This is a genomic window from Companilactobacillus metriopterae (assembly GCF_004117915.1).
Taxonomy (GTDB): Bacteria; Bacillota; Bacilli; order Lactobacillales; family Lactobacillaceae; genus Companilactobacillus; species Companilactobacillus metriopterae.
Genome location: NZ_RSTD01000003.1, coordinates 135985 through 160550, shown reverse-complemented (window position 1 = coordinate 160550; position 24566 = coordinate 135985). Strand labels below are relative to the sequence as shown.

The following is a 24566-nucleotide window of genomic DNA, read 5'->3' as shown; positions in this document are numbered from 1 at the left end:
TATGAATCAAAATATTATTTATGGGGGATTTAAATTATGAAACACAAATCAAACATTATGCTTTTCATACTGGCTGTTCCTTTGATGGTGGGATCAATAGCAGCCACTGCGACAGGCTCAGATGTAAATCTTAACAATGCTCCTAAAAGTGGTGAGGTTACTTTAAATGACAATGACAATATCATTTCTGCTTCATCAGCTGCACTAAGTGGTGCAATTAAAGCTTTGGGAACTGGTGGAGGTAATATATCGCCGGGTAACTTACAGCGGTCATCACTACTATTTGAATGGGGACATTCAAACTGTTACAGTAGATACTGCTGCCATGGATCATACGCACAAGTAGAAAACAGTGGCGGTTCTTTGGATTACGTTACTGCAAAAGGTTATGGAACATTTATAGCTAAATATACAATTGCAGATTAAACAAAAAGACCGCTTACGCAGTCTTTTTTATTTATCGAATATCTCATTATATTGGTATAGTAATAATTCCATTATTGAAATCAAAGATACATGAGAAGTCATCTCTATTTTATTTTTATATATTTCATCTGAAAATAGATAAAAATTTATATCACTCATATTTTGAATAGTATTGTTATTCGCTCCCGTGACGGAAACCAAATTTAATTGTGGAAACTTACGTTCTAAATTTTGTGTAATCTCAATTAGTTCTTTATCTTCCCCATCATAATTGAAAATAAAAACAACATCACTCGATTTAATATTCAAGTGCATCAACTTACGTTGTTCAAAATTCTTGGGAAAAATTACAACAAAACCATTGAGAGTATAAAGATATTCAACGTATTCTGCAGCATATTTGCTAAATCCCTTTGCTAGAAAATATATTTTTTCAGCTTTGTTCATTATATTTGCTACTTGGTTTAATTTTTCATTATCCAAAACACGGATAGTTTCATTAATATTTTTTAGATACTCTTCTCGATATTCAGACTGATTGACAACAAAAGGAGACATTTCTGATTTAGAATTAACATCATTATTCAAAAGTGTATATTTTATAACGGTAATAAAATCACTATATCCTGAAAAACCAATTTTTCTAACAAATCTCAAAAACGTAGTTGTCGAAACAAAGCACTCAGACGACAACTCTCTAATACTTTTGTTCTTAATTTGATCCATGTTTTTTATAACATAGTCCAAAAGTTTTTGTTCATTATTTGTTAAACTATCAACATTTGAATTAACTATCTCAAAAAAATTCATCAGCTACTCCTTATACATTGGGACTGCTTCAATTACACAGTGAACATTTCCTCCACCTAGAAGTAATTCTCTAGCATGTATAGTTTCTATTCTTCTATCAGGAAATAAGTCTTTCAAAATATCTATTGCAATTTGATCATTTGGATCGTCAAATATAGGTAATAATAAGCCTCCATTAAACAAATAATAACTAACGTAACTGGCTGTTAATCTATCTCCTGGATAGCGTGGCAACAAGCCATTGTCTGAATCCACCCCATTGCTCTCATTTTCAGTGGCAAATAAAGGCTTTGGGATGGGCAGTTTATGTATCTCAAATTTTCTACCCTTTGCATCCGTTGAATGACTCAAAATTTCAAAAGCATCCTTAGATATTTGATACTGTGGATCAGTAACATCATCAGTCCATGTCAAAAGGATTACACCTGGTTTCACAAAACTCAGCATGTTATCAACATCACCGTTTGTTTCGTCCATGAAATATCCACTCTTTAACCAAATTATTTTATCCAAGTTAAGATATTTTTTTAATATTTCCTCAGCTTCATCTTTAGTCACATGACCATTTCGACCTTCTGATAAAACTGTGTCCTCTGTTAATATAGCTGTTCCTTCCCCATCAGTATGAATAGCACAACCTTCCAAAATAAAATCACTAACAGAATAATAATCTATTCTTTGAAAATCACTAATTTTTCTGGCTACTTTGTCATCCTGATCCCATGGAAAGTACAGTCCATCTACTAATCCTCCCCAAGCATTAAAACGCCAATCTACAGAACGAATATTATTGCTTTTATTTAACAGATACATTGGACCAATATCTTTAATCCAAGAATCGTTATAGCTCATTTCTAATACTCGAACATTTTCTGACAAAACGTGACGTGCGTGGTCGTATTGCTCTTTAGAGGCAATCATAGTTATCGGTTCATATTCTGATATCTTGTTAGCTATTTCAGAAAATACTTTTTGTGCCGGTTTAGCTCCATTACGCCAATTGTCTGCTCGTTCTGGCCAAATCATTATTGACTCGCTGTGCTCTATATTCTCTGAAGGAAGATAATAGCCATCAGATATAGGAGTTGAATTAATTATTTTCATCTCTAGCCTCATTTGTTTTTATATTATTAATATATCATTATTTGATAACAAAAAAGATTAGGTCTTTTGATCTAATCTTTTTTTATTAGTAAACTGCAGGAACCTGTTGAGTAATACAGTGAATGTTTCCACCGCCTAATATGATTTCACGTGCAGGAATTCCTACAATCTTACGATCTGGATATAATTTTTGTAGTGTCTCACGTGCCTTATCGTCCATAGGATCATTAAACATTGGAAAAACTATTCCACCATTAGCAGTGTAGTAATTTACATAACTTGCAGCTAAACGGTCTCCTTCCAATCTTGGTAATGTTCCATCAACGGCATCGACACCTTCACTCTCTTCTTTAGTAATTAAAATAGGAGAAGGTAGGTATAATTTTTCAACCTCAATTTTACGGCCTTTAGCATCTGTTGAATTTACTAAAATATCATAATTTTCCTTTGATATTTCATACTGAGGATCATCTTCATTATCTGTCCAAGCCAATGCAATTTTTCCCGGTTCAACGAAATTAGCAATGTTATCGACATGGCCATTTGTTTCATCTGAGTAAATTCCACGTTTTAGCCAAATGATTTTTTCAACATTCAAATACTCTTTTAAAATGCTTTCGATTTGATCTTTTGACAGCTGTGGATTACGGCCTTCAGAAAGTAAACATTCCTCAGTCACAATAAGTGTTCCCTCTCCATCAACATGGATAGAACCACCTTCCAAGACGAAATCATCAAGACGATATCGATCCGTATTTTCCATTTCAGTAACTTTTTGTGCAACACGGTCATCCTTATCCCAAGGGAAGTAAAGGCCGTCTACCAAACCACCCCAAGCATTAAATGTCCAATCTACACCACGTATATCACCTTTATCATTCACAACAAATGTAGGACCACAATCTCTTATCCACGAATCATCATTTGAAATTTCAACCACTTTTATATTATCAGGTAGCATATGGCGAGCATTTGTATATTGTCGATCTGAAACACCAACGGTTACTTCTTCAAATTGAGAAATTGCTTCTGCAACCTTAACAAAAGTATGCTGTGCAGGTTTGGCACCATCTCTCCAATTATCTGGGCGCTCTGGCCATAGAATATAAACACCCTTGTGATTTTCAAATTCTCCAGGCATTCGATATCCATCTTTTTGAGGTGAACTTTGTAAAGTTTTCATGTTATTTTTTCTCCTTTTTAGATTCTGCTTTACTGATAAATATCTCTCCAACAACTAGTGTAGAAATAATTCCAATTATAATAGGTAGTTTAGTTGATATCTCTTCATGACTGCCATTCAAAGGTACAACAGTAAAGAAAATTGTAATTAATAACAATACCATTGGAACATAAGTATATAAATTGATTAATAACTTATTACCAGGAACTTTGAATGGACGTTCTGTATCTGGATCTTTTTTTCTTAATTTCAAAAAGGCTGGAAACATTAGAACATATGATAAGAGTAATGCAACAACATTTAACGAGAAGAATGCCCAGAATATATTTTCATTGGGAATCATTGGTGCAATAACAACTAATACAGCAGCAATTATTCCGTTTAAAAATGTAGCACCAATAGGCATTTCTTTCTTATTAACCTTCTTGAAAATTCCTGGTAGATCATTATTTTTAGCTGCATACAAGGCAACATAATTAACACCTGCTGACCAAGAAATTAGGTTAGCTAATAAAGTATACATAAATAAAATTCCAATAATGAAGACAAACCAATTATTTTGACCAACTAATAAGATTAAACTATCAATTAAACCGCCTGATGTTGATATTTTAGCAACTGGTATTGCGGCCCCCATACCAAAAGCAGCAAATAGATAAAAGATAGCGATTAAAATACCACCCCAGATAATTGCTTGAGGAATTTGCTTTTTGGGATTTTCCATATCTTTGGCCATTGTTGTTACAACCTCAAATCCAAGGAAATTGAACAAAATAACTGATATATAACCTAAACTTTTAACATCAAATTTAGGTAACATAGCTGTTCCTGAAAAATCATTTGCCATTCCAACAGTAACAGCATGATAAACTCCCAGAATACCGACACTTAACATAATAACTACTTTAGCAATAGCAGCGATATTTAGTATCCACTTACTGTCTGCAACCGGGTAGCAACAGACTGCTGTAACCACAGCAATAAATATTAATTCAATTACTACAGCTAAAATACTATTAATTTTCACTTTAAAAATTTGTTCTATAACTTCATTGAATAGAACTGCCAAACTTGCCATCCAGATAGGAAAATTAATCCAGTATAGCCAAGCAGCACGTCCGCCCCACTTGCCACCAAAGGCTTTCCTTATCCAATCGTAAATACCACCCTCATCATCGTAGGTTGTACCTAATTCGGCAGAAATCAATCCGTATGGTAAGAAGAACAGTAGCAATAATAAGATCCACCAGAAAAATTGTGATGGTCCAATCGCGGCAGCGGGCGCAGCTGATTCAACTACCAAAACAACAACGACTGCCATCAGTACAGCATCAAATAATCTAAACTTCTTTTTATTCTCCATAGGAATTCCCTACTTTCTAAGAAAAGATCTAGTCTGTAACTAATTGTGAATCAACACGATTAATCAAAAGGTTCTTTAGCTTGTCATCTTGCAAACTATTTAGATCTTCATCACTATAATCAATAATTGGTGCCATCAAATAGACAAGAAGAGCACGCATTGCAGTCAATCTATTCTCTGCTTCATCCCAAGCAACTGAATTGTTGGAATCTAGAACACTATCTGTTACTTCTTCTCCACGATTAGCTGGCAAACAGTGCATAAATTTAGCATCTTTACCTGCTTTTGACATTAATTCATCATTTACTTGATATTTAGGATAGAAAATTTCCATTCTTTCTTCATATGACAATGGAGATTCATATAATCCATACCAAACATCTGTATAAACAAAATCAGCATCTTTCATAGCTTCATCAGTATCTTCTGTAATTAGTACACTACCACCAGATACTTCGGCATTTTTCTTACCGATTTCTAGAGTTTCAGGTTTAATTTGATATCCTTTAGGTCCGAACTGAACAAATTCCATTCCCATCTTTGTAGCAATAAACATTAATGAAACACAAACCTGTGTAGCATCTCCAACAAAGACAACCTTACAATCACTTAATTTTTTACCAGCTGGCAAATGTTCAAACATTGTAATAATATCTCCAATTTCTTGAGTTGGATGATTGTAATCAGTCATACCATTTAAAACAGGAACAGTTGAGTATTTAGAGATTGTTTCAATTGTTTCATGTTGAGCAACACGTGCCATCAAAATATCTACCAATCTTGATAGAACAATTGCTGTATCACCAAGTGACTCACTCTCTGCACTTCCTAGATGTATTTGACCCGGTGCCAAATATTGAGCATGTCCACCAAGTTGTGTCATAGCTGTTTCAAAAGAAACACGAGTTCTTGTGGATGATTCTTCAAAAAGCATTCCTAATGTTCTATTTTTAAGCAGTTGAGGATAATTGCCATCCTTTATATCCTTCTTCATTTGTACTGCTAGATCAATTAAATATTGAACTTCTTCTTGTGTATAATCATTAGTATCTATAAAATCTCTTTTCATGGTTTTTCTCCCAAATTTATAATTTATATTTGTTAACAATTTCACTTTAAATCTAACTAAGAGTTTTTGAAATAGATTTTCATGCATTCAAACTTTATACAAGTAGATGTATTTTGTTACATTTTGAGTAACAAAGTACATGAGCAAAAAAAAAGACCGCTTTTGCGGTCTTTTTTATTTACTATCATCTATATATCTAACAAGTACCCATAAGACAATGAATCCTATCCAAACACCATCAACTATACCTGTAATAAAATCTTGATGAAAATACACTAGTATTGAACTGGTTGCAGTAACAATAACTGCAATTAATAGAATTAATTTCAAACTAACTTTACTCATGTACTCCCACATATGATTCGAATTTATATTATTCAGAAAAACGCTTGTTCTAACAATTACAAAGGAATTAATAATAACTGCAGCAACTATCATAAATCTAGAAATAGAATTTATAGTTATTGATGGATTTAAATTCTGCAGAAGTAAAATCGTAACCATGATAAGAGAATTTATTACCAGAAGTAGAAGTATTAAATTTAGTCGTCTATTTAATCCCTCCTTACTCAAAGATATACGCATTGATTCATTTGCTTTAATTAATTTATCAAGTGATAAATTATATAGGTCACTTATTTTAACTAACATATTCAAATCTGGATAACTAACTTCATTTTCCCAGTTAGATATTGTTTGCCTTGATACAAACAACTGATCTGCAACTTCTTCTTGAGTAAGTTTCATAGTGTTACGTTTTTGCTGTAATTTTTTACCAAAATTCATAATATATACCCCTTTATTAATTAATATCTTGAAACATTTTCAATAAAAAAAACTAGCAAAGATTTTGGGCATTAAAAAAGACCGCATGCACGGTCTTTTTTATTTACTTATTGCATGATATATCAGTTTAGCTATTTCATCTAGATCATGATCAATATGAGTTGGATCTGGTTTCTCTGTAAATTTATACATTCCTATGAATTCAAATACAATCTGACTAACAACTAATTTCAAAACAGATAATCTATCGATATCTTCTCTCATTTCTCCAGACATTTCCAAAATGGGAAACAGTCTATCTAAAAAATTTGATAAATTTTCTTGAAGGAAAACTATTATTTGCTTTTGCATATCGCTATTAATCATTAACTGTGAAAATACAATTAGATAGGTTTCTTTATTCTTCACCAAAAATTGAAATCTATCGTGAACCATAAAATTAACCAGATATTCTAATCCTTTATTTTCGGATTTTACAATATCTACGAAATCTCCTAAGTAAATTGGTAAAATATTTTCCAAAATAGGATCAATAATGAACTTTAGCAAATCTTGCTTAGTCTTGAAATATTTGAATAAGGTAGCTTGACTAGTTCCAGCTAATTCTGCGATTTCTGAGGTAGAAGTTGCATCATATCCTTTTTCAGAGAATATTTTTAGTGCTGCTTGAATAACTTTTCTTTTTCCGTTAGGAATATCTTCACTATCGTACCAACTAGAAAGATCATTTAAAATTATATTTTTTTCTGTCATTATTCTAGACCTTTCTATAACGTTTCAAACCTTGTATATTTAAGGTTACCAAAACAACTAAGAAAATCAAAAGTATACCTATATCTGGTAAAATTGATACTAGTCCATTGCCTGATAGAACAATACCACTCATAGCATTTCCCGCATAATTTAATGGAATAATATATGAAATATATCTTACCCAACTAGCCATATTATCTAAAGGAATTAATCCTGAAAAGAATATTTGTGGAACAACAATCAACGGAATAAATTGCATTAACTGGAATTCCGATCTAGCAAATGTCGACATTAGTAGTCCAAATGCCAATGCTACTAGTGCAAATACCAAATTGACTAGCAGTAGAAGCAAGATATTACCAATAACCTGTACTTGTAGTACCAATATTGTGAATAGAACGATCACCAAAGTTTGAAATACAGCTAACATCCCATAACTTAACATATAACCAAATACAATTTCTGATCGTTTGACCGGTGTTGCCAACAAACGGTCCAATGTTCCTGTTGTTCTTTCTTTCAACAATGCCATTCCTGATATCAAAAATACAAAGAAGAATACAAAGAATCCCATCAAAATTGGAATTATTTTGTCAAAAAATGAAGTATTGCCATCACCATAAATATAAGAATTATGGATTTTTACTTGTGAACCGTTACTATTAGCAGGCATATTTGACTGAACAGATTCTGGAAGCATGCTCTTCATCGTGATAATTTGTTCTTGCATTGATTTAATACCAACAGCTGACATGGACGATTTCAAAGTCATTTTTACTGCACTAGTCTTACTAGGATCATTATTCGCATAAGTTGCATAATACTCGTTATTCTTATATTGAATAATTGAATCAACTTTTTGATCTTTTAAAGCCTTATCAGCTGATTTTTTTGTTGAATATTTTTTTGCAGAAACATGCTTTTGGTCATCCATTTGCTTAACTAATGAACTATTAACGTTCACTGTGGCAATATTAACATCTATTGTTGAATTGCTATTAAATACAACCTTCATCAAACTCAATATTAATATTGGTGCTAAAAACATCAATGCCAAACTTCTTTTATCACGGAGTAACTCCTTAGTTACACGCTTTGAAATTGCCCAAGCTCTCATTAATCTTCACCTTCTGCTTTCAAGAATACTTGCTCAATGCTATCTGCTTCATATTTCATTTTTAGAACATCTGGCGTATCCATAGCAATGATTTTTCCATCATGTAAAATTGCAACTTCATCTACTAATTCAGCTTCGTCCATCTGATGAGTCGTTACCAAAATTGTTTTCCCTTGATTTTTCATAGCGGTCAATTCTTTCCAGATCTTGATCCTTAGAGCAGGATCAATACCAACAGTCGGCTCATCCAATATTAAAAGATCCTTGTCACCGAGCATTGCTATTGCTAGAGATAATCGACGTTTCATACCACCTGAGTAATCATCGGCTTTGATGTTTAGTGATTCAGTTAAATCAACAATTTTTGCAACTTTAGCTATTTGTTTTTGTTGCTCTTGCTTACTAATTTTTAACATCTCAGCGTAAAATTCTAGATTTTCTTGAGCTGTCAATTGTCCGTACAGGGCATCACTTTGCGCCATGTATCCGATTCTGGAAAGTAGTTGGCGATTAGGCATTGTCTTGCCGAAAACTTTGGCACTGCCAGAATCCGCGATTTCCATACCTAAAAGTACTTTGATAATAGTAGATTTACCAGCACCCGAAGGTCCGATTAAACCTATTATTTTACCATTTTGTGGTTGAAAAGTAATATTGTCTAATACTTTTTTGTTGCCAAATGTTTTGGATATATTAGTTAATGAAATGATATTTTCCATTTTTCTGCTCCATTTCACTTCGTGAGTGAGTAATCACTCACCTGATGAATTTAATATACATCGTTGGAAATAAAATAGCAATAACAAAATAAAAAGAACTTACCTAACGGTAAGTTCTTTTTTCTCAATCTGGATACGGAATAATCGCTAATAAAAAATGAGTATTTGTTTGAATAAATTTATAATTTCATATATAGTTTAGTTACCTAAGTTTAGATGCCAGATTCAGCTTAGACTTTTTTATAGCATGTATTTAACATACTTTCAACTCCTTTATTTATTAGGATTGTCAATATTGATTGAATACATACATGCTGTCGACCTATAATGGTCACCAACAGCACGAATATAATGAACAAGATACAATTCGGTTCATTATTATTATTGATTTAGGTAGATATGATTTTGAAAAAATATTTTGTTAAAACTGCTGGCAAGTTTTTAACAATTAGTAATGCGCCTGTGCATAAGACATTTCTACCGTCTGCACAGGCGCTTTCAATTTATAGGAAAATTATGACTGAAAACTTTAAGTATAAAAATAATATTACAAAAAAAAATCTTTTCTATGAGAAAGTAAGCAAAAAATATACGCACATAGACTTTCCTCTAACAAAAGAAGAATCAAATATTTTTGAGAAAAGTTTATTAAATTGGAAAAAAATTAAAACACATAGATTCTTACCAATGATTACTTTTAATATTACTTTTAAAAAATACCCGAATAACGGAAAAAAGAATATAAAAAGAAGAAAAATATCACTAGTTTCACACTATGACGCAGGTGTATACTTTTTTTTATCTAAAAATTTAAATAAAAAATATAACGATTTTTCATATGATCAAAATATTTCTGATGTTGCCGTAGCATACAGATCTGATTTAAAAAATAATACTAAAATATCTAACATTACCGTAGCAAAAGAGGTTTTTGATTTTATTGATAAACAAAATGGAACTTGGATTATGAAAGGCGATTTCAAAAATTTCTTTGATAGATTAAATCATTGTTATCTAGAAAAAAATATGCTAAAAGTTCTAAATTTGGAGGATAAATCTCTTGAATACGAAAGTTGGATAAAAGTTCTCGATAAATTAACAAACTACAAGTATATTGAGAAAAATAAAATAGAAAATTATATTACTAATCCTGAAAAAAAAGTATACAAAAAAAATCCTAAAAAATTTCGAAAAGCATACTTTGAGTCTAGGGAAGAATTTGGAATTTTTATTAAAAACCATCTTGAATTGATTAAACAGAATAAGAAAAAAGGTATCCCACAAGGTACTAGTATCAGTGCTATTTTAGCAAATGTATACATGATTGAATTTGATAAATTTGTAAAGCAAATGGTTACTTCAAAAGGAGGAATTTATCGAAGATACTCTGATGATTTTATAATAGTTATACCCAAAGAAAAAAATAATATAAATGATTTTAAAAAACTTTATAATGAAATAATAATGAATAGTAAAAAAATAGTTGACTTAGAGATATCAGATAAAAAGACAAAGCAGATATCTGAATCAAAGGGATTTTTCACTGATGTATCAACTGAAAAGACATGTGGTTTAGACTACTTAGGATTTTTATACCAAGATAATACAGTCTCCATACGAGGGAAAAGTATCTACAAATTCTATTATAGAGGCAGGCGTTCTATACATTCCACTTATTTTAATAGTCTAATATACAATGTGGTAAAAGATGAGTATTCAAATAAAAACTTTGAAATAAACGATGATAATGCCTACAAGATTTTAATAACAAATAATTTCATCAATAAAAATACGAATAAATTTAAAGTTAAACTGTATTTAAAAAGAACTGAAAGGATTATGTATAAAGTTAGAGAAAATGTGGCACTACCAGATATAAAAAAGACACATACGAGATATTTAATGCATATTGAGAAATCTTCACCCAAGCACTCTTTTCTGTCGTATGCCAAAAATTGTGAAAAGGTTTTCTCAAAAAATAATCCTAGCTATAAAATTAGTTTCCTAAAACAAGCTAATAAATCCCGTAACAGACTCATTAAGTTAAAAAACGATTTAAATGCCCAAAATAAATAAAAGTTAATTCTATTATTATCTAAATCAAAAAAGCTTACCTAATAGTAAGTTTTTTTTTGTAACTCTGAATATGGAATAATCACTCCAATATAAGTACTTCGATTATTGATAACTTTTTCAAACCATACAACATCTAACCATTTATTAAACTTATAGCCAACCTTTTCAAAGGTTCCGATATTTTTAAATCCCAATTTTTCATGAAATCTAATACTACCTATATTCTCTTCTGTAACACATGCCACTATATTAATGACTTTTTGTTTAGTTAACTCTTCTTCTAACGATCGATAAAGTTTTGTCCCAATACCCTTCCCACTGGCATTTTCAGATAAATATATACTAACTTCCACCGTCCAATTATATGCCGCACGTTCTCCATAATAGTGAGCATAAGCATAACCGAGAATACTGCCGTTTTTATCTTCATAAACAAGATATGGAAAATTTTCTAGAACATCATTAATACGTTCAGCAAACTCCTCCAGTGTTGGAACATCATATTCAAAAGTTATTGTTGTATTTTCTATATAGGGTGTGTAAATATCTAGTATTTGTTGTGCATCTTTGGTTGTAGCTAAACGTATACCTGCCATAAATTTTCACCTCGTAAATAAAAAAACTATGAGTCAATTATAGACTTATAGTTTTTATTTGTGCTAATTTTCAATTTTTAAAACATCATCTAAGTTCATACGTCTAGATTCAAAATCATTGATTTTGCTAGTATCTCGATATCCCAGAGCAATACCCATTACAAGCATCTGATCATCGGGAATATCTATATTTTTACGGACAATATCAGGATATTTAACCAAAGCATATGCTGGAATTGAATCTATTCCTTTGTTGGTGGCAGATAGCATCAAAGTTTGTCCAAATGAACCTAAGTCATATATTGACCACGATGATGAATTTTTAGGAACAGTCAGATAGACAATATCAGCAGCGTTGAATAATTTAAACTGAACATCCCCAACCTCATCAGATTCATCGCCAAGAAAGCTATTAATATCAGAGTTCCATTGATCAATGTTGTGAACAGAGTCCTTTGCCCATTGATTATAGTGCATAATAGGCATTTCAGGATTACTTCGAACCTTGTCTTTAGAATATTGAAGATGTTGCTGCTTAATACTTTTTAGAGAGTTACCACCAGCAATGTAAACTTTCCAAGGTTGAGTATTCTCCCAAGATGGTGCTAGCAATGCTTGCTCAACAATCTCCCGTAAATCCTTATCAGATATAGGCTGATTGCTAAAACTTCTGATAGCTCTGCGGTTGTTTAGTACGTTTAAAAATTCCATGATATTACCTCTTGGTATTAAATATTACTGGTAAAATTCTAACACTAAGGTAAGCAATTATGTAAACATTTGATTAAATAAACATCTTTTGTAAGAACGACTTCTTGGCATTCTTTAAATTTTCTAGTTTTTGTTCTTCTAACTCAATTGATTTGTCTAATTGTCTGAAAAAATCACCGATTTTTATTTGTTCTGACTTACTAGGATAACTTACATACTTTTCTTTTACAGAATTATAGTTAACATAAATCTGTGTTCCTCCTTGAGCCATAATTCTAACTTTATTTCGAAATATATAATTAAGATATATAAACATAAAATATGAGTCTAATATATTATATAAACTAATAATTTCAGTTCTTTGGTTTACAATGAATAAGTCATCTTCCTCTATTAATAGCGTTCTACCAATAATATTTCCTTCTTTCGTCTTATCATTTAAAACCATAGTTAGTTCCTGACTTTTCACCAATTGATCTTTAAATTCTTCTTTATAATTAACTTTTATATTTTGATCAACATACCTATTTTCTTTTCCATAACTTCCTATGGATATAACTCTGTGTGTTCCATTGACATCAAAATACTTTTCTATTGGTTTACCATTTCTATGATTAGAAACTTCCCCCAACTTAGTCTCAACCCAATCATCTGAAAATTCTGGGAATCGAATCTTCGGAACCTTTTCACCATCGGCAGGAAACATTTTCTGTAAGAATCCTTGTTTAGCCTGCTTCAAGGCGTCTAGTTCCTTTTGATGTAGAGCAATGGTGTCATCTAGCAGTTTGAAAAAATCACCTATTTTTGTTTGTTCTGGTAGGGAAGGGAACATCATATTTATTCCCATAAATGATTCATAGTTTATATTAAGTAATCCGTCCATTCTTGCCCCAGAAGAAACAAGCTTTCTAAGTTCCCTATCAGGTTTTTTTGTTAAAAATAAATATTCAATAAACAATGAGAAAGAATCATTAGTTGTTCTAAAGCTATGATAAACTCTTGGAACTAAGGCTTCTTCATAAGAGTCCAAAGAAAACACTACTCCATATTTAGCAATTTTAGAATTACCATGGTTATAAGATAGATCATTTTTCTTTAATAACGTGTAATTTTTTTGTTCATTACCAGCTATATTACTAGAAAAACGATCTATTTGATCCATCCATCCTTGAGATGCAGAAATTGTAAGAGTTGGAAGCTCCATTCTCCCATCATTACCTTTGACCCGTTTTGTCACATCACCCAACTTTTTATCAACCCAATCATCATCAAATTCACTAAATCTAACTACAGGAACATTACTCATTAGTATCACCACCTAGTGCTTGAATAAAATGTTGTAGATCAGATTTTATCTTAGGATCGTCACTGGTTAGTTCATTCAACATGCTGATTAGTTCTGTTTCATTTTGTTTGATTTGAGTTTGTGTTTCTTTCATTTCAGTAGTTAGCTTATCAAGATCAATCTCTGGTTCTTCTTCAAATGTGTCGACATATCGAGGAATATTCAAGTTGTAATCGTTCTCTTGGATTTCTTCCAAACTTGCTACATGAGCTAACTTGTCAGCATCTTTACGATCTTTGTAGGTATTGATAATCAATTCAATATCTTCACTACGAAGGACATTTTGATTCTTTCCCTTTTCAAAGTGTTCACTTGCATCGATAAACATTACATCACGGTTATCTCTTTGGCGTTTCAACACTAGGACGACTGTAGGAATTGATGTCGAGAAGAATAATCCTGCTGGCAATCCGATCACGGCATCGATTTGATTTTTTTCTAATAATGCCTGACGAATCTTACCTTCTTTTGCTCCACGAAATAGAACTCCATGAGGTAGAACAATTGCCATCGTTCCTGTAGATTTCAAGTGATATAGACCATGGAGTAGGAAGGCAAAATCTGCTTTAGTTCCAGGTGCTAATCCGTAATCTTTGAAACGAGGATCTTTCAATTTATTATCATTATTATCCCAATGTGCTGAATATGGTGGGTTAGCAACCACTGCATCAAAACTACGTGGATGGTCGATTCCTTGATCATCTGGACCATCTGGCCAATCAGATTCTAGGGTATCACCATTGTTCAATGTCATATTTTGATACTCAACACCATGCATCATCAGATTCATACGGGCCAAGTTGAATGTTGTTGTATTCAATTCTTGACCATAGAATTGAACAGCTCCTTGAGTATTACCATCTGGTAATTCATCTTGAACTGTCAATAATAATGAGCCTGACCCCATAGTAGGATCATATACACTGAATGGACGATCAACAGTTGATTCTTTGATAGTTACTAATTTTGACAAGACTTGAGAAACTTCATGAGGAGTATAGAATTCTCCAGCTTTCTTTCCAGAATTTCCGGCAAACTTAGCAATCAGATATTCATAGACATCCCCTAGGATATCCTTACCGTTTTCTCCTAGATAGTTGAATTCATCTACTGATAAAACAATATTTTTCAAAGCACGAGCACGACTTGTTGTACTATTACCTAATTTATTGTCAGCCAAATTCACATCGGCAAAGATATTTGTGAAATCTCCTGAAGCATTAGTATTGATCTGTGCATTTTTATCGAAGTTATCAAACATATTTTGAAAATCTTCTGGCAAGATTGTGTCACTGTTAACACGATCAATAATTGATGCCCATGTATCATTGGGCGCGATAGCATAACCTAGAGAACTGGCGATATCTTCTAGATAGTCTTCTTCACCATCTTCTGCAGCTGCTCGGATATATGCTTCATTGACAGTTTCATCACCTGATATCTCTACTAAATCTTCATTAATAATATAGTCTTCTTGATGTTCTGACAGATAGCGGTAAAACATGAATCCTAATATATAATTTCTAAACTCACTTGCATCCATGTTTCCACGCAAATCATTGGCCATCGACCACAGTTGATTTGTCAGGTCCTGTGCGCTCTTTACTTCTTCACTCACTATATTGTTTCCTCTTGTCTTTAATATTTTCTTTTTAGTGTATCGGCAAACTTGTTAAATGCTTCTTTAAAACTATTTCTATATTTGATTTTGCTTAGTTCTCTAATTTCTGGATCAGTTGAGTCTTCTTGGTAAAGAACTTGTCCTTCTTTTAGAATCTGGTCACGTTCTCCAGACACGTTGAGATCATCTGCACCAACAACATGATTTTCTAATATTTCATTTATCAGATGAACATTCTTTATATCCACTAGTCCCCACTTACGTTTGAATTCTAAGATTGATTTTCTCATGGTATCAGTGGCGTAATTATCTAATAAATCAGGGATTTCTGTAGAATTAACTGGATATTTTTCAAACTCGACTTCTTTGTTATAGATATCTTCAGCGTAATCACTAACTTGCTTAGCATACTTGGAATCTTCCAGTTGATCAGCAAATTTAACGATCTTATCTCTAGTTTTTTCTGCTTCTAAATTGTCGCCTTCTTTAACTTGATTAGCTAATTCTGCAATAAGAATATTCAAATAATCATAGTTAACTTTGACATCTTTCACATGTTCCATAGTCAAGGTTAGATCCGATAGATCGACATCGTGATTTTCTGCGACTACCTTTTTCAACTCTTCAGCGAAGACACCCGTTACTTTGGCTTCGTCGTCTTCTGTCATTCCTAGTGATTCTAGCAATTTTTCTGGGTGTTCTTCATCATAGTTTTCATCTTGTTTGATTTTGGCCATGATACGATTGTATTTCTCTAAGTTATCATAAGTAGTCTCTTGTAAAGTTTCACTTGGTGGAACCATGACAAAATTGGATGTTGCTTCTGAAATATCCGCTACTACTTCTTTTAGTTCATCGACTAACTCTGTATAAGATTTTTCAATAATACCTCTTCCATCATCATCTCCGCTCTCAACATCGTCAATAGTTAATTGATAATACGCAGATTCACGATTTGCATACAATTGAAGTGCTTCGTCCATTAATTTTTCTGAATTATGTGGCCAACGATAATTTACAATATGTCCAAATGGTTTCTCCTGCATATTTTGAACACGGTTGGTTCTTGAATACGCTTGGATTAATCCAGCACCTTTCAGAGTACGGTCAACGTACAATGTGTTTAGTTGTGGAGCATTGAACCCTGTTAATAATCGATCCACAACAATAACCAAATCAAGGTAATTGCCATCTACTGCTTTCTTGTTTAGTCGAGTGGCTAAATCCTCGTTGTATTCTTTATCTTGAGTAGCATCGAAGTTTGTACCAAATTCCTCATTATACTCTTGCATAGCACGATCTAGATTTTCATTTGTCTCTAGTTGTGAATCGCTGTTATCTGTTTTTCTACTGAAAGTAACTCCTACTTTTAGGGGTTTCTCAAGATTCTTGTTCTGGCGTTTGAATTCGTCATAGTACATCATTGCCATTGGTGTAGAGGCTTTACCTCCACCAACTTTGGTTGTCAAAATGGCGTTGTATTTGTATGAATTTGATCTTTTATTCCAATTACGAATAATTTCTGAGACCACTTCTTTTACATGATCTTCATTCATATCATAAACACTAGGTGTAACTTGATCATCCATATCAGCTGCAGTCATATTGTTGATCTTATGGTCAATTTGTTCTGCAGTCCACTCTGGATGTTGATACTTAAAGTACCTTGGTAGGTAATTTTCTTTAAGAGACTGATCAGATAACGTTGTCTCAAAATCAACTTTGAATCCTAGGACATTTTTATCTGCGATAGCATCCCTGATGGTATAAGCGTGTAATAAATCACCAAATATCTCTTGAGTTGTAGGTCCTTCTTTAGGATCAAATGCTGGAGTCCCTGTGTACCCGACAAAAGCTGATCTCTTAATAGAATCTTTGATTCGTAACATCATGTCACCAGAAGTAGACCTGTGTGCCTCATCAACTATGAATACAATATTTTTATCTAGGTTCTTTAATTTTTTACTTTCAGCCAACCCACCCATTTTTTGAGTAGATGTAACGATAATTCCTGATCCATCAGATAATAATTTCTTTTCAAGCTCTGACTTATTAGCAGTATCATCTACGACACCATTTTTATTTAACTCATCACTATCTGGATCGTATGCTTGATATTCTTCAACTGTCTGATTTGTCAAAGCAACTCGATCCACCAAAAAGACAACTTTATCTACATTAGGCAATCTTGATGCCAACCATGCAGCTTTGAAAGAACTGATTGTTTTTCCTGAACCTGTGGTATGCCAAACATATCCTAATTCTTTAGGGTCTTCTCCAAAATGATGATTACTAATTCTTTCGATAACACGACGAGTAGCGTAGACCTGGTATGATCTCATAGACATGATCATTTGACGGTTTTTTGTTCCATTTAAAATCATATAGCTAGTAGCCATTTGATGCGCCATTGGAATAGATAAGAACTTGTTAGCGAATTCTTTCCAGTCTAATATTGGGGCGTTAGTTTTTTCATCTTGCCATCTAAATGCAAAATCAGTATTAAACATGTCTGATGATGTATTTGCCATATATCTTGCGTCATGCGGTGTCATGGCTACTAAAATTTGCAATGTTGAAAAAATATCAGAGTATTGTTTTTCTGCAATGTATTGATGCATCTGATTCAATGCTTCTTTAGCATCATGACCGTCAGCTTTTTCTTCTATTTGTATAATTGGAAGTCCGTTAATCAATAAAGTTATGTCAAAACGACGTGATTTTTTACCTGCAACAATAGGATCACGTTCTATTTGTTTCACTATTTGATATGTAGTATTTCCTGCACCAACTTGTGCTTGATCAAATACAGTTAAAAAGACATGTCTACCATCATCTAAATCAACTTCAACTTGAGAAGTACCATTTAGTCCATACAAAAATTGACCAGCTTTGAACGATGTAGATAAATTGCTGATCTCACTTTTAACTTGATTAAATTCACTCACGGACAAAGGCTTTTTTAATTTATCCGGATTATTGTTTTCTAAAATTGTTTTGAAATTTACCCATAATTGATCGGTATTTTTTATATCCGGCATTTCTTGCCACTGCTTTGTTCCACCGATTTTTGTTAGATATTCTACAATTTTATTCTCGAATTCTAATTCTCTCTTCTCAACTGCCATTATTTTCCCCATTTTACTTAAACTAATTTTCTTAATTTTATTATATCAAGAGTTTTTACTTCATTCGATGATTATAGCGAATTCATTAACAAGTAATTCAATGTTAATATATTAATTAGTGGGGAAATATAATTATGAAAAAATCTTCTAACAATTTTATATCTAGAACATGGCATTTCTTTGAAATAGCCATTGCAATAACTATAATTACAGCAGTCATTATTTATTTAATTCATCCTGATCTACACTCAGTTGTAAAAAGTGCTAGTAATGCATACCCTAATGAGATTGAAAATAAAAGCGGATTTACTTTATTTATTCAATACATATTGAATAACGGATTTAAAGTTCCTCTGCAAATGTTTATTTTTGCACTTATTCCGATACCCTTTCTATATTTGATAAATGTATTTTATACTTCTCTTTTACCTGGATTATTATACGGTGTTGCTTATACTCTAGCTTTTCAAAAAGGATTTGCAATTACTATTGGATCAATGCCACACTTTCTCTCAGAGACATTTGCTTTTTGCTTATTTGCATCTGCAGTATACCCAATTAATCTATGGATTCGAGACAAAATTTTTCACAGAGAAAATAATTCTACATTCTGGTTTGAAATCAAATTATTCCTGAAAAGATATATCTTGTATGTCTTACCATTGATTATATTAGCAGCTTTCTTAGAAACTTATGTTGCTGATTGGATTACTAATTTAATGATATAAAAAAAGCTAACCCTATGGGTTAGCTTTTTTGTGGTATTCATTTTAAAAATTACATGTTATTTTAATTCCTAGGATGTCACTTATATAACTAATTTTCTTGATAATATCTTGTTTAGAAAAATTAACATATAAAAAGATACCATCTGATATTTCTCTTGTTAATTTATATCCTGACTTAGATATACTTTCTTTTGTTCCTAAAATATTAATTGTAGTTGGTTTATCAGACACTATCAGCTTACTTAATTGATCTTTGAATGAATTATAGTAATTCGTAACCATTTTTACAAAAACGGACCTCATTGATGAATCTGAAAACTCGTTTCCCTGATTATCTTTAATCACATAACAATTGATTTGATCTGTGTTTTCATCAACGATTTGATTTTCGTTTTCGAATAAATCAATATTCACTACGTCCAATAGTATCTCTTGAACTATTGACCACAAATTATCCGCTTGTGCTTTAGATAATTTATCAATGTAACTTTGATTTCCTTGTGTTGAATTATCAATATCAAATGTTGTTTGTTGAAATAAATCTATCAATTTTTTCTCTAAATAATCAGTTTGAGATTTAGCTAGATGACCATCTTCTCTGCCAAAGAAAATCACGTTAGTCCACCAATCTTTATCCTTATGATGTTGGCTTAATCTTGAAATAACACTCGTCGCAGCCTGACCAATATATCTACGGTTATCTCCAATTAAAATATAAATACCTGGTAAATTAGCTTCCTCTAATGAAGTTAAAGAATTTATATCTTCACGATTTGCCATAACGACTTCTGCTGGTTCTTGATGATAGACATAGATATTATCATTTTTTCCGTCAGCTGTAACAAAAATATTTTCACCCATATTGCCTCCAAATTTTTAAATATCTCACTACTATTAATTACGCAAAAAAAGCTAACCCAGGGGAAGGTTAGCTTTTTGTATTTTATATATCTTGTATATTTTTATCGAGAGTTTTACGGGGGTTTAATATTATAGGGGGGAATATTAAGTATTAAAAGTCATCTCTCATCTGACTATGGTTATATATTAACTTTAATATTTGAATTAATAACTAATAAAATGTGAAGATTCTGTTAACTTACATAATTAATTGATTTTGTTTGACTTATAGTATGGTTTAAGTTGTAAAATTACTTTGTATTACATTTATTATTAAATAATATGACTAATAGGAGATATTGAAAATATGAAAAGTGCTATTTTTGAAAAAGTCGGAGATATTCAAATAGAAGATATTGATATGCCAAAAATTCAAGCACCTGATGACGTAATTATTCGCGTTGTTCGTACTTGTGTCTGTGGTTCAGATTTATGGGCTTATCGTGGTCTAACTGAAAAACCAGAACATTCTGAAAATGGTGGTCACGAAGCTATTGGTGTCATTGAAGAAGTGGGTTCTGATATTTCTACTTTTATCCCTGGTGATTTCGTTATCGCTCCATTTACTCATGGATGTGGTCACTGTGCTGCATGTCTTGCAGGTTTTGAAGGAGATTGTCAAAACCATACTGATAACTTCAGTTCAGGTATCCAATCTGAATACATCCGTTATCAACATGCTAACTGGTCTCTTATCAAGATTCCTGGCAAGCCAGAAGACTACAGTGATGATATGATCAAATCACTATTAGCTCTTTCAGACGTTATGCCTACAGGTTACCACGCTGCTCGAGTAGCTAACGTTTCAACTGGTGATACAGCTGTTGTCGTTGGTGATGGTGCTGTTGGTCTATGCGGTGTTATAGCTGCTAAAATGCGTGGAGCAAAACGTATTATTGCTATGAGTCGTCATGAAGACAGACAAAAACTTGCTCTAGAATTTGGTGCTACTGATATCATTGCTGAACGTGGTGACGAAGCTATTGCCAAAATCATGGAACTTACTGATGGCGCAGGTGCTGACGCAGTTCTTGAATGTGTTGGTACAGAATTATCAACTGAAACAGCCCTAAAAGCTGCTCGTCCTGGTGCTACTATTGGTCGTGTTGGTCTACCTCAAAATCCTAATATGGATATGACTTCAACATTCTACAATAACAACATTATCGGAGGTGGCCCTGCATCTGTTACAACATATGTTAAAGGCGGACTTCTAGATGCTGTTCTAAGTGGAGAAATCAACCCTGGTAAAGTATTTACAAAAAGTTTCTCTCTTGATGAAATTGAAGATGCATATGAAGCAATGGACAAACGTGAAGCAATCAAGTCACTAATTGTTATGTAATAAATAAAAAAAGCTAGGACTTTTGTCTTAGCTTTTTTATTTATATTATTATCCTTTTTTAAGGAAATTATTATATTTAAATTGCTTCTTCAATAGATTTATTTACAGAATCTTTTTCACTTTCGATCAAGTTAACTCTTGTTTCAATAACATTAATATCCATTGTGATTTCACGAGTTAAGCCAGATTGGTTAAGTTTTGGTTCAAAGAATTCTTTGAACTCTGACAATCTTTGATTAGTTCTAAACACTCGGCTGATAACTAGGATAAATGTCGTGAATTCCATATCTCCACCAACAGTATCTTCTAGCCATTGCCATTCGTTGCGAATCCAATCCCATGCTAATTGCTCACCTTTAGAATTATTCAATACTCCATAGAACCAAGCACGCAAATCTTGTGGCTTAATAACACTAGCATCTTCAAATTTTTCGATCAATTTTGCCAATAATTTCTCATCAGTAGCACTCGTAAGTGCAGAAGTAATTGCATTCTTATAACTAGGGTCTGAAGTTTGAACATATTCGTTTAGAAGATTATCAAATAATGTTTCATCCCCATAATTTCTAACTTCATTTGCCAAAATCAATGTACGTGTATCTGCTGGTAAAGCAGCTAGATTAGATTTATTTTGTGTAAATAAATCATGCGCTTTAGAAATCATTTCGGGATTCTTAGCATATAATGCGGCTGATAATACAATTGGTCGAGTTAATTGATTATCATTTGTATCTCCGGCTAGCTTTTCCCAACCTAGTTTAGCAACTTGTTGTTCACTTAATTTACCGTAGAGTTTACGCAAATTTTGTTCTTCATTGGTATCTGGTTGAACAAATTTCTTCAAATTACCTACGACTGTGTATAGAGCATCATTAACAATCGTTTCATCATTATCTGAGAATTGATTCAACAAAGGAACTACTGAACTATAAGAAATTTGACGGCTTTCTGCCAATAGTCTCAAGTCTTGAAGTATTTGTAATTTTGAAATTGCATCCAAATTATCAACATCATTCAAAATATCATCTAATAATTCTTGATCATAATTTACTATAAAGTGTGAATTATTTTCCAGATTTAATCGGAAAGGTTTACCATTTTTTGTACGTAGATCAGCGTAATTTCCCAAATTAATTGAATTATCAATCATTAGTTTTGGAGCCTGATCATAATTAGCATTCAAAGGTATTTGCCATTGTCTATCCTTGTCAACGCCGTCACCAATAAAGAATTGCTTTTGATTTAGAACCAAATCTCCATTTTCAATCTTAGCAGTAACTACTGGATATCCTGGCTGTTCCAACCAAGAATTCATAATTGAACCTAAGTCTAGTCCTGATGCTTTACCTAAAGCATCCCAAAGGTCTGCACCTCTGGCATTGCTATACTTGTGTTCAGCAAAATAATTCTTCAATCCTGCTCGTAAGGCATCGTCACCTATCAAAGCACGAACCATAACTAGCATACGAGCACCTTTAGCGTAAACAATAGCTCCATCAAATAGAGAATCGATTTCAGCTGGATCATTTACTTGAACATGAACAGATTGCACCCCATCAGTTGCATCACGCTGCAATGCTGCTGGAGCATCTGAAGTTTGGAATAATTCCCAAATATGCCAATCTGGTTGTATGGCATCGATAGCTACATATTCCATCATATTGGCGAAACTTTCATTTAACCATAAATCATCCCACCACTTCATAGTTACCAAATCACCAAACCATTGATGTGCCAACTCATGAGCAATAACAGTAGCAACTAATTGTTTTACATTGAGTGCGGTATTTTCAGGATCTAACAATAAATATGCTTCACGATAAGTAATCAGACCCCAGTTCTCCATTGCTCCTGCTGAAAAATCAGGCAAAGCTAATTGCCATGAATGTGGCAATGGATAAGGAGTTTCATAGAATTCTTCAAAAAATTCAATAGATCGTTGAGCAATGTCTAGTGCAAAATCTAGTTCATTGCTAGCATGTGCTTTAGTTCCAAACACTCCAACTTGAACACCGCTTTTAGTAGTTGTCATCTTACTTTGTAGCTCACCAAATGCAAAGGCAATTAGATATGTAGACATGCGAACTGTAGTATCAAAGTAGTGAACGCCATCTTCTGTTCTAACTTCTGGCATATTGCTCAAAATGGTTTCGCCATCATGTTCATCAAACTTGATAGCTAAGTCAAAAGTGGCTTTTGCTTCAGGTTCATCAACACTTGGAAAAGCTTGGCGTGCAAAAGTAGTTTCAAATTGTGTTCCAATTATTTGTTTCTTAACACCATCAACTTCATAGTATGAAGGATAAATTCCCATCATAGTATCAGTAAGTTTGGCATTATATTTGATTTCTAATGTTACCTCACCAATATCTGAAAGTTCAATATTGATAGCTTCATTCTTGTCATCCACTTCAAATGGAAGATTTGTACCATTTGAAATCACTGATTCGATAGTTAAATATTTTTGATGAATAGAAATATTTTTCTCTTTGGCATCACCTGTAATTGTCGATGTACCTTGGATTTGTTTCTTCTCACGATTGATATCAATAAAGATATCATAGTGAGTTGGTTCGAATAATTGATAAAAATGATTCAATTCTGCCATAAATTCTCTCCTTAAAGTTCAATAATTGTTTTTATTATACGACAGTGCACAAAAAAAGAGTTGGCTAAGCCAACTCTTTTTCAACTTTTTGGGGGAAAGTTATTTATTTATGAGGGGATTAATATTTAAGGGGGGGAATATTAATGAAAAAATCTATTAGCCATATCTCTTATCTGAC

At 32.6% G+C, this 24566-nt stretch carries 20 protein-coding genes; 4 read left to right on the top strand and 16 right to left on the bottom strand.

The window, feature by feature from the left end; translation table 11 throughout:
- The first annotated feature begins 36 nt into the window (after nt 1–36).
- Nucleotides 37–426 (top strand): hypothetical protein, encoded by a 390-nt coding sequence (locus EKN01_RS07175; RefSeq protein WP_129045605.1) that lies wholly within the window; start codon nt 37–39, stop codon nt 424–426.
- Between the two features lie 27 nt (nt 427–453).
- Here EKN01_RS07175 and EKN01_RS07170 read toward each other — a convergent pair whose 3' ends face one another.
- From EKN01_RS07170 to EKN01_RS07130, 9 genes are all read right to left on the bottom strand, one after another.
- Entirely contained in the window at nt 454–1236 is a 783-nt protein-coding gene (locus EKN01_RS07170) for a MurR/RpiR family transcriptional regulator (RefSeq protein WP_129045604.1), read from the bottom strand.
- A 3-nt stretch (nt 1237–1239) separates the two neighbouring features.
- The gene (gene aguA, locus EKN01_RS07165) at nt 1240–2340 is read right to left on the bottom strand and encodes an agmatine deiminase (protein WP_129045603.1); all 1101 of its coding nucleotides are present in this window, start codon (nt 2338–2340) and stop codon (nt 1240–1242) included.
- A gap of 85 nt (nt 2341–2425) precedes the next feature.
- A complete protein-coding gene (gene aguA / locus EKN01_RS07160; RefSeq protein WP_129045602.1) occupies nt 2426–3523 on the bottom strand; it encodes an agmatine deiminase in 1098 nt (365 codons plus the stop codon).
- Nucleotide 3524: 1 nt separating this feature from the next.
- Nucleotides 3525–4886, bottom strand: a complete 1362-nt coding sequence (locus EKN01_RS07155; protein WP_129045601.1) for an APC family permease — start codon at nt 4884–4886, stop codon at nt 3525–3527.
- Nucleotides 4887–4914: 28 nt separating this feature from the next.
- The gene (gene ptcA, locus EKN01_RS07150; RefSeq protein ID WP_129045600.1) at nt 4915–5955 is read right to left on the bottom strand and encodes a putrescine carbamoyltransferase; all 1041 of its coding nucleotides are present in this window, start codon (nt 5953–5955) and stop codon (nt 4915–4917) included.
- A gap of 174 nt (nt 5956–6129) precedes the next feature.
- Complete coding sequence (locus EKN01_RS07145) at nt 6130–6741, bottom strand: helix-turn-helix domain-containing protein (RefSeq protein ID WP_129045599.1); 612 nt, start codon at nt 6739–6741, stop codon at nt 6130–6132.
- Nucleotides 6742–6840: 99 nt separating this feature from the next.
- A complete protein-coding gene (locus EKN01_RS07140; protein WP_129045598.1) occupies nt 6841–7494 on the bottom strand; it encodes a TetR/AcrR family transcriptional regulator in 654 nt (217 codons plus the stop codon).
- A 4-nt stretch (nt 7495–7498) separates the two neighbouring features.
- A complete protein-coding gene (locus tag EKN01_RS07135) occupies nt 7499–8611 on the bottom strand; it encodes an ABC transporter permease (protein WP_129045597.1) in 1113 nt (370 codons plus the stop codon).
- Nucleotides 8611–9330 (bottom strand): ABC transporter ATP-binding protein, encoded by a 720-nt coding sequence (locus tag EKN01_RS07130; protein WP_129045596.1) that lies wholly within the window; start codon nt 9328–9330, stop codon nt 8611–8613. The genes EKN01_RS07135 and EKN01_RS07130 overlap by 1 nt, the downstream gene beginning before the upstream one ends.
- A gap of 405 nt (nt 9331–9735) precedes the next feature.
- Here EKN01_RS07130 and EKN01_RS07125 point away from each other — a divergent pair, with 405 nt between their 5' ends.
- Nucleotides 9736–11406, top strand: coding sequence for a reverse transcriptase domain-containing protein (locus tag EKN01_RS07125; RefSeq protein WP_164966386.1), 1671 nt, complete (start codon nt 9736–9738; stop codon nt 11404–11406).
- A gap of 38 nt (nt 11407–11444) precedes the next feature.
- On the opposite strand, the gene EKN01_RS07120 is transcribed toward EKN01_RS07125, so the two are convergent.
- The 5 genes from EKN01_RS07120 to EKN01_RS07100 all read right to left on the bottom strand — a co-directional run bounded on the left by EKN01_RS07120 (nt 11445) and on the right by EKN01_RS07100 (nt 18807).
- A complete protein-coding gene (locus EKN01_RS07120) occupies nt 11445–12002 on the bottom strand; it encodes a GNAT family N-acetyltransferase (protein WP_129045594.1) in 558 nt (185 codons plus the stop codon).
- A 63-nt stretch (nt 12003–12065) separates the two neighbouring features.
- On the bottom strand, nt 12066–12713 hold the full coding sequence (locus EKN01_RS07115; protein ID WP_129045593.1) for a nitroreductase: 648 nt from the start codon (nt 12711–12713) through the stop codon (nt 12066–12068).
- A gap of 73 nt (nt 12714–12786) precedes the next feature.
- Nucleotides 12787–14019: a restriction endonuclease subunit S gene (locus EKN01_RS07110; protein WP_129045592.1), complete on the bottom strand. Its 1233-nt coding sequence runs from the start codon at nt 14017–14019 to the stop codon at nt 12787–12789.
- Complete coding sequence (locus EKN01_RS07105; protein WP_129045591.1) at nt 14012–15676, bottom strand: type I restriction-modification system subunit M; 1665 nt, start codon at nt 15674–15676, stop codon at nt 14012–14014. Before EKN01_RS07105 ends, EKN01_RS07110 begins: the two co-directional genes overlap by 8 nt.
- Nucleotides 15677–15696: 20 nt before the next feature.
- The gene (locus tag EKN01_RS07100) at nt 15697–18807 is read right to left on the bottom strand and encodes a type I restriction endonuclease subunit R (RefSeq protein ID WP_129045590.1); all 3111 of its coding nucleotides are present in this window, start codon (nt 18805–18807) and stop codon (nt 15697–15699) included.
- A gap of 134 nt (nt 18808–18941) precedes the next feature.
- Between EKN01_RS07100 and EKN01_RS07095 the strand changes: the two genes are divergently transcribed.
- The gene (locus EKN01_RS07095) at nt 18942–19535 is read left to right on the top strand and encodes a stage II sporulation protein M (protein WP_129045589.1); all 594 of its coding nucleotides are present in this window, start codon (nt 18942–18944) and stop codon (nt 19533–19535) included.
- A 42-nt stretch (nt 19536–19577) separates the two neighbouring features.
- On the opposite strand, the gene EKN01_RS07090 is transcribed toward EKN01_RS07095, so the two are convergent.
- The gene (locus tag EKN01_RS07090) at nt 19578–20396 is read right to left on the bottom strand and encodes a GIY-YIG nuclease family protein (protein ID WP_129045588.1); all 819 of its coding nucleotides are present in this window, start codon (nt 20394–20396) and stop codon (nt 19578–19580) included.
- A 346-nt stretch (nt 20397–20742) separates the two neighbouring features.
- Here EKN01_RS07090 and EKN01_RS07085 point away from each other — a divergent pair, with 346 nt between their 5' ends.
- Nucleotides 20743–21780 carry a zinc-dependent alcohol dehydrogenase family protein gene (locus EKN01_RS07085; RefSeq protein ID WP_129045587.1) on the top strand — a complete coding sequence of 346 codons (1038 nt, stop codon included), beginning with the start codon at nt 20743–20745 and terminating at the stop codon, nt 21778–21780.
- A gap of 76 nt (nt 21781–21856) precedes the next feature.
- Here EKN01_RS07085 and EKN01_RS07080 read toward each other — a convergent pair whose 3' ends face one another.
- Nucleotides 21857–24388 (bottom strand): M1 family metallopeptidase, encoded by a 2532-nt coding sequence (locus EKN01_RS07080; RefSeq protein WP_129045586.1) that lies wholly within the window; start codon nt 24386–24388, stop codon nt 21857–21859.
- Nucleotides 24389–24566 lie beyond the last annotated feature (178 nt).

What these genes read in the sequence shown, in the direction of transcription:
- EKN01_RS07175 (WP_129045605.1), top strand. Translation starts at nt 37, where the DNA reads ATGAAACACAAATCAAACATTATGCTTTTCATACTGGCTGTTCCTTTG.
- EKN01_RS07170 (WP_129045604.1), bottom strand. Translation starts at nt 1,236, where the DNA reads ATGAATTTTTTTGAGATAGTTAATTCAAATGTTGATAGTTTAACAAAT.
- aguA (WP_129045603.1), bottom strand. Translation starts at nt 2,340, where the DNA reads ATGAAAATAATTAATTCAACTCCTATATCTGATGGCTATTATCTTCCT.
- aguA (WP_129045602.1), bottom strand. Translation starts at nt 3,523, where the DNA reads ATGAAAACTTTACAAAGTTCACCTCAAAAAGATGGATATCGAATGCCT.
- EKN01_RS07155 (WP_129045601.1), bottom strand. Translation starts at nt 4,886, where the DNA reads ATGGAGAATAAAAAGAAGTTTAGATTATTTGATGCTGTACTGATGGCA.
- ptcA (WP_129045600.1), bottom strand. Translation starts at nt 5,955, where the DNA reads ATGAAAAGAGATTTTATAGATACTAATGATTATACACAAGAAGAAGTT.
- EKN01_RS07145 (WP_129045599.1), bottom strand. Translation starts at nt 6,741, where the DNA reads ATGAATTTTGGTAAAAAATTACAGCAAAAACGTAACACTATGAAACTT.
- EKN01_RS07140 (WP_129045598.1), bottom strand. Translation starts at nt 7,494, where the DNA reads ATGACAGAAAAAAATATAATTTTAAATGATCTTTCTAGTTGGTACGAT.
- EKN01_RS07135 (WP_129045597.1), bottom strand. Translation starts at nt 8,611, where the DNA reads ATGAGAGCTTGGGCAATTTCAAAGCGTGTAACTAAGGAGTTACTCCGT.
- EKN01_RS07130 (WP_129045596.1), bottom strand. Translation starts at nt 9,330, where the DNA reads ATGGAAAATATCATTTCATTAACTAATATATCCAAAACATTTGGCAAC.
- EKN01_RS07120 (WP_129045594.1), bottom strand. Translation starts at nt 12,002, where the DNA reads ATGGCAGGTATACGTTTAGCTACAACCAAAGATGCACAACAAATACTA.
- EKN01_RS07115 (WP_129045593.1), bottom strand. Translation starts at nt 12,713, where the DNA reads ATGGAATTTTTAAACGTACTAAACAACCGCAGAGCTATCAGAAGTTTT.
- EKN01_RS07110 (WP_129045592.1), bottom strand. Translation starts at nt 14,019, where the DNA reads ATGAGTAATGTTCCTGTAGTTAGATTTAGTGAATTTGATGATGATTGG.
- EKN01_RS07100 (WP_129045590.1), bottom strand. Translation starts at nt 18,807, where the DNA reads ATGGCAGTTGAGAAGAGAGAATTAGAATTCGAGAATAAAATTGTAGAA.
- EKN01_RS07095 (WP_129045589.1), top strand. Translation starts at nt 18,942, where the DNA reads ATGAAAAAATCTTCTAACAATTTTATATCTAGAACATGGCATTTCTTT.
- EKN01_RS07090 (WP_129045588.1), bottom strand. Translation starts at nt 20,396, where the DNA reads ATGGGTGAAAATATTTTTGTTACAGCTGACGGAAAAAATGATAATATC.
- EKN01_RS07085 (WP_129045587.1), top strand. Translation starts at nt 20,743, where the DNA reads ATGAAAAGTGCTATTTTTGAAAAAGTCGGAGATATTCAAATAGAAGAT.
- EKN01_RS07080 (WP_129045586.1), bottom strand. Translation starts at nt 24,388, where the DNA reads ATGGCAGAATTGAATCATTTTTATCAATTATTCGAACCAACTCACTAT.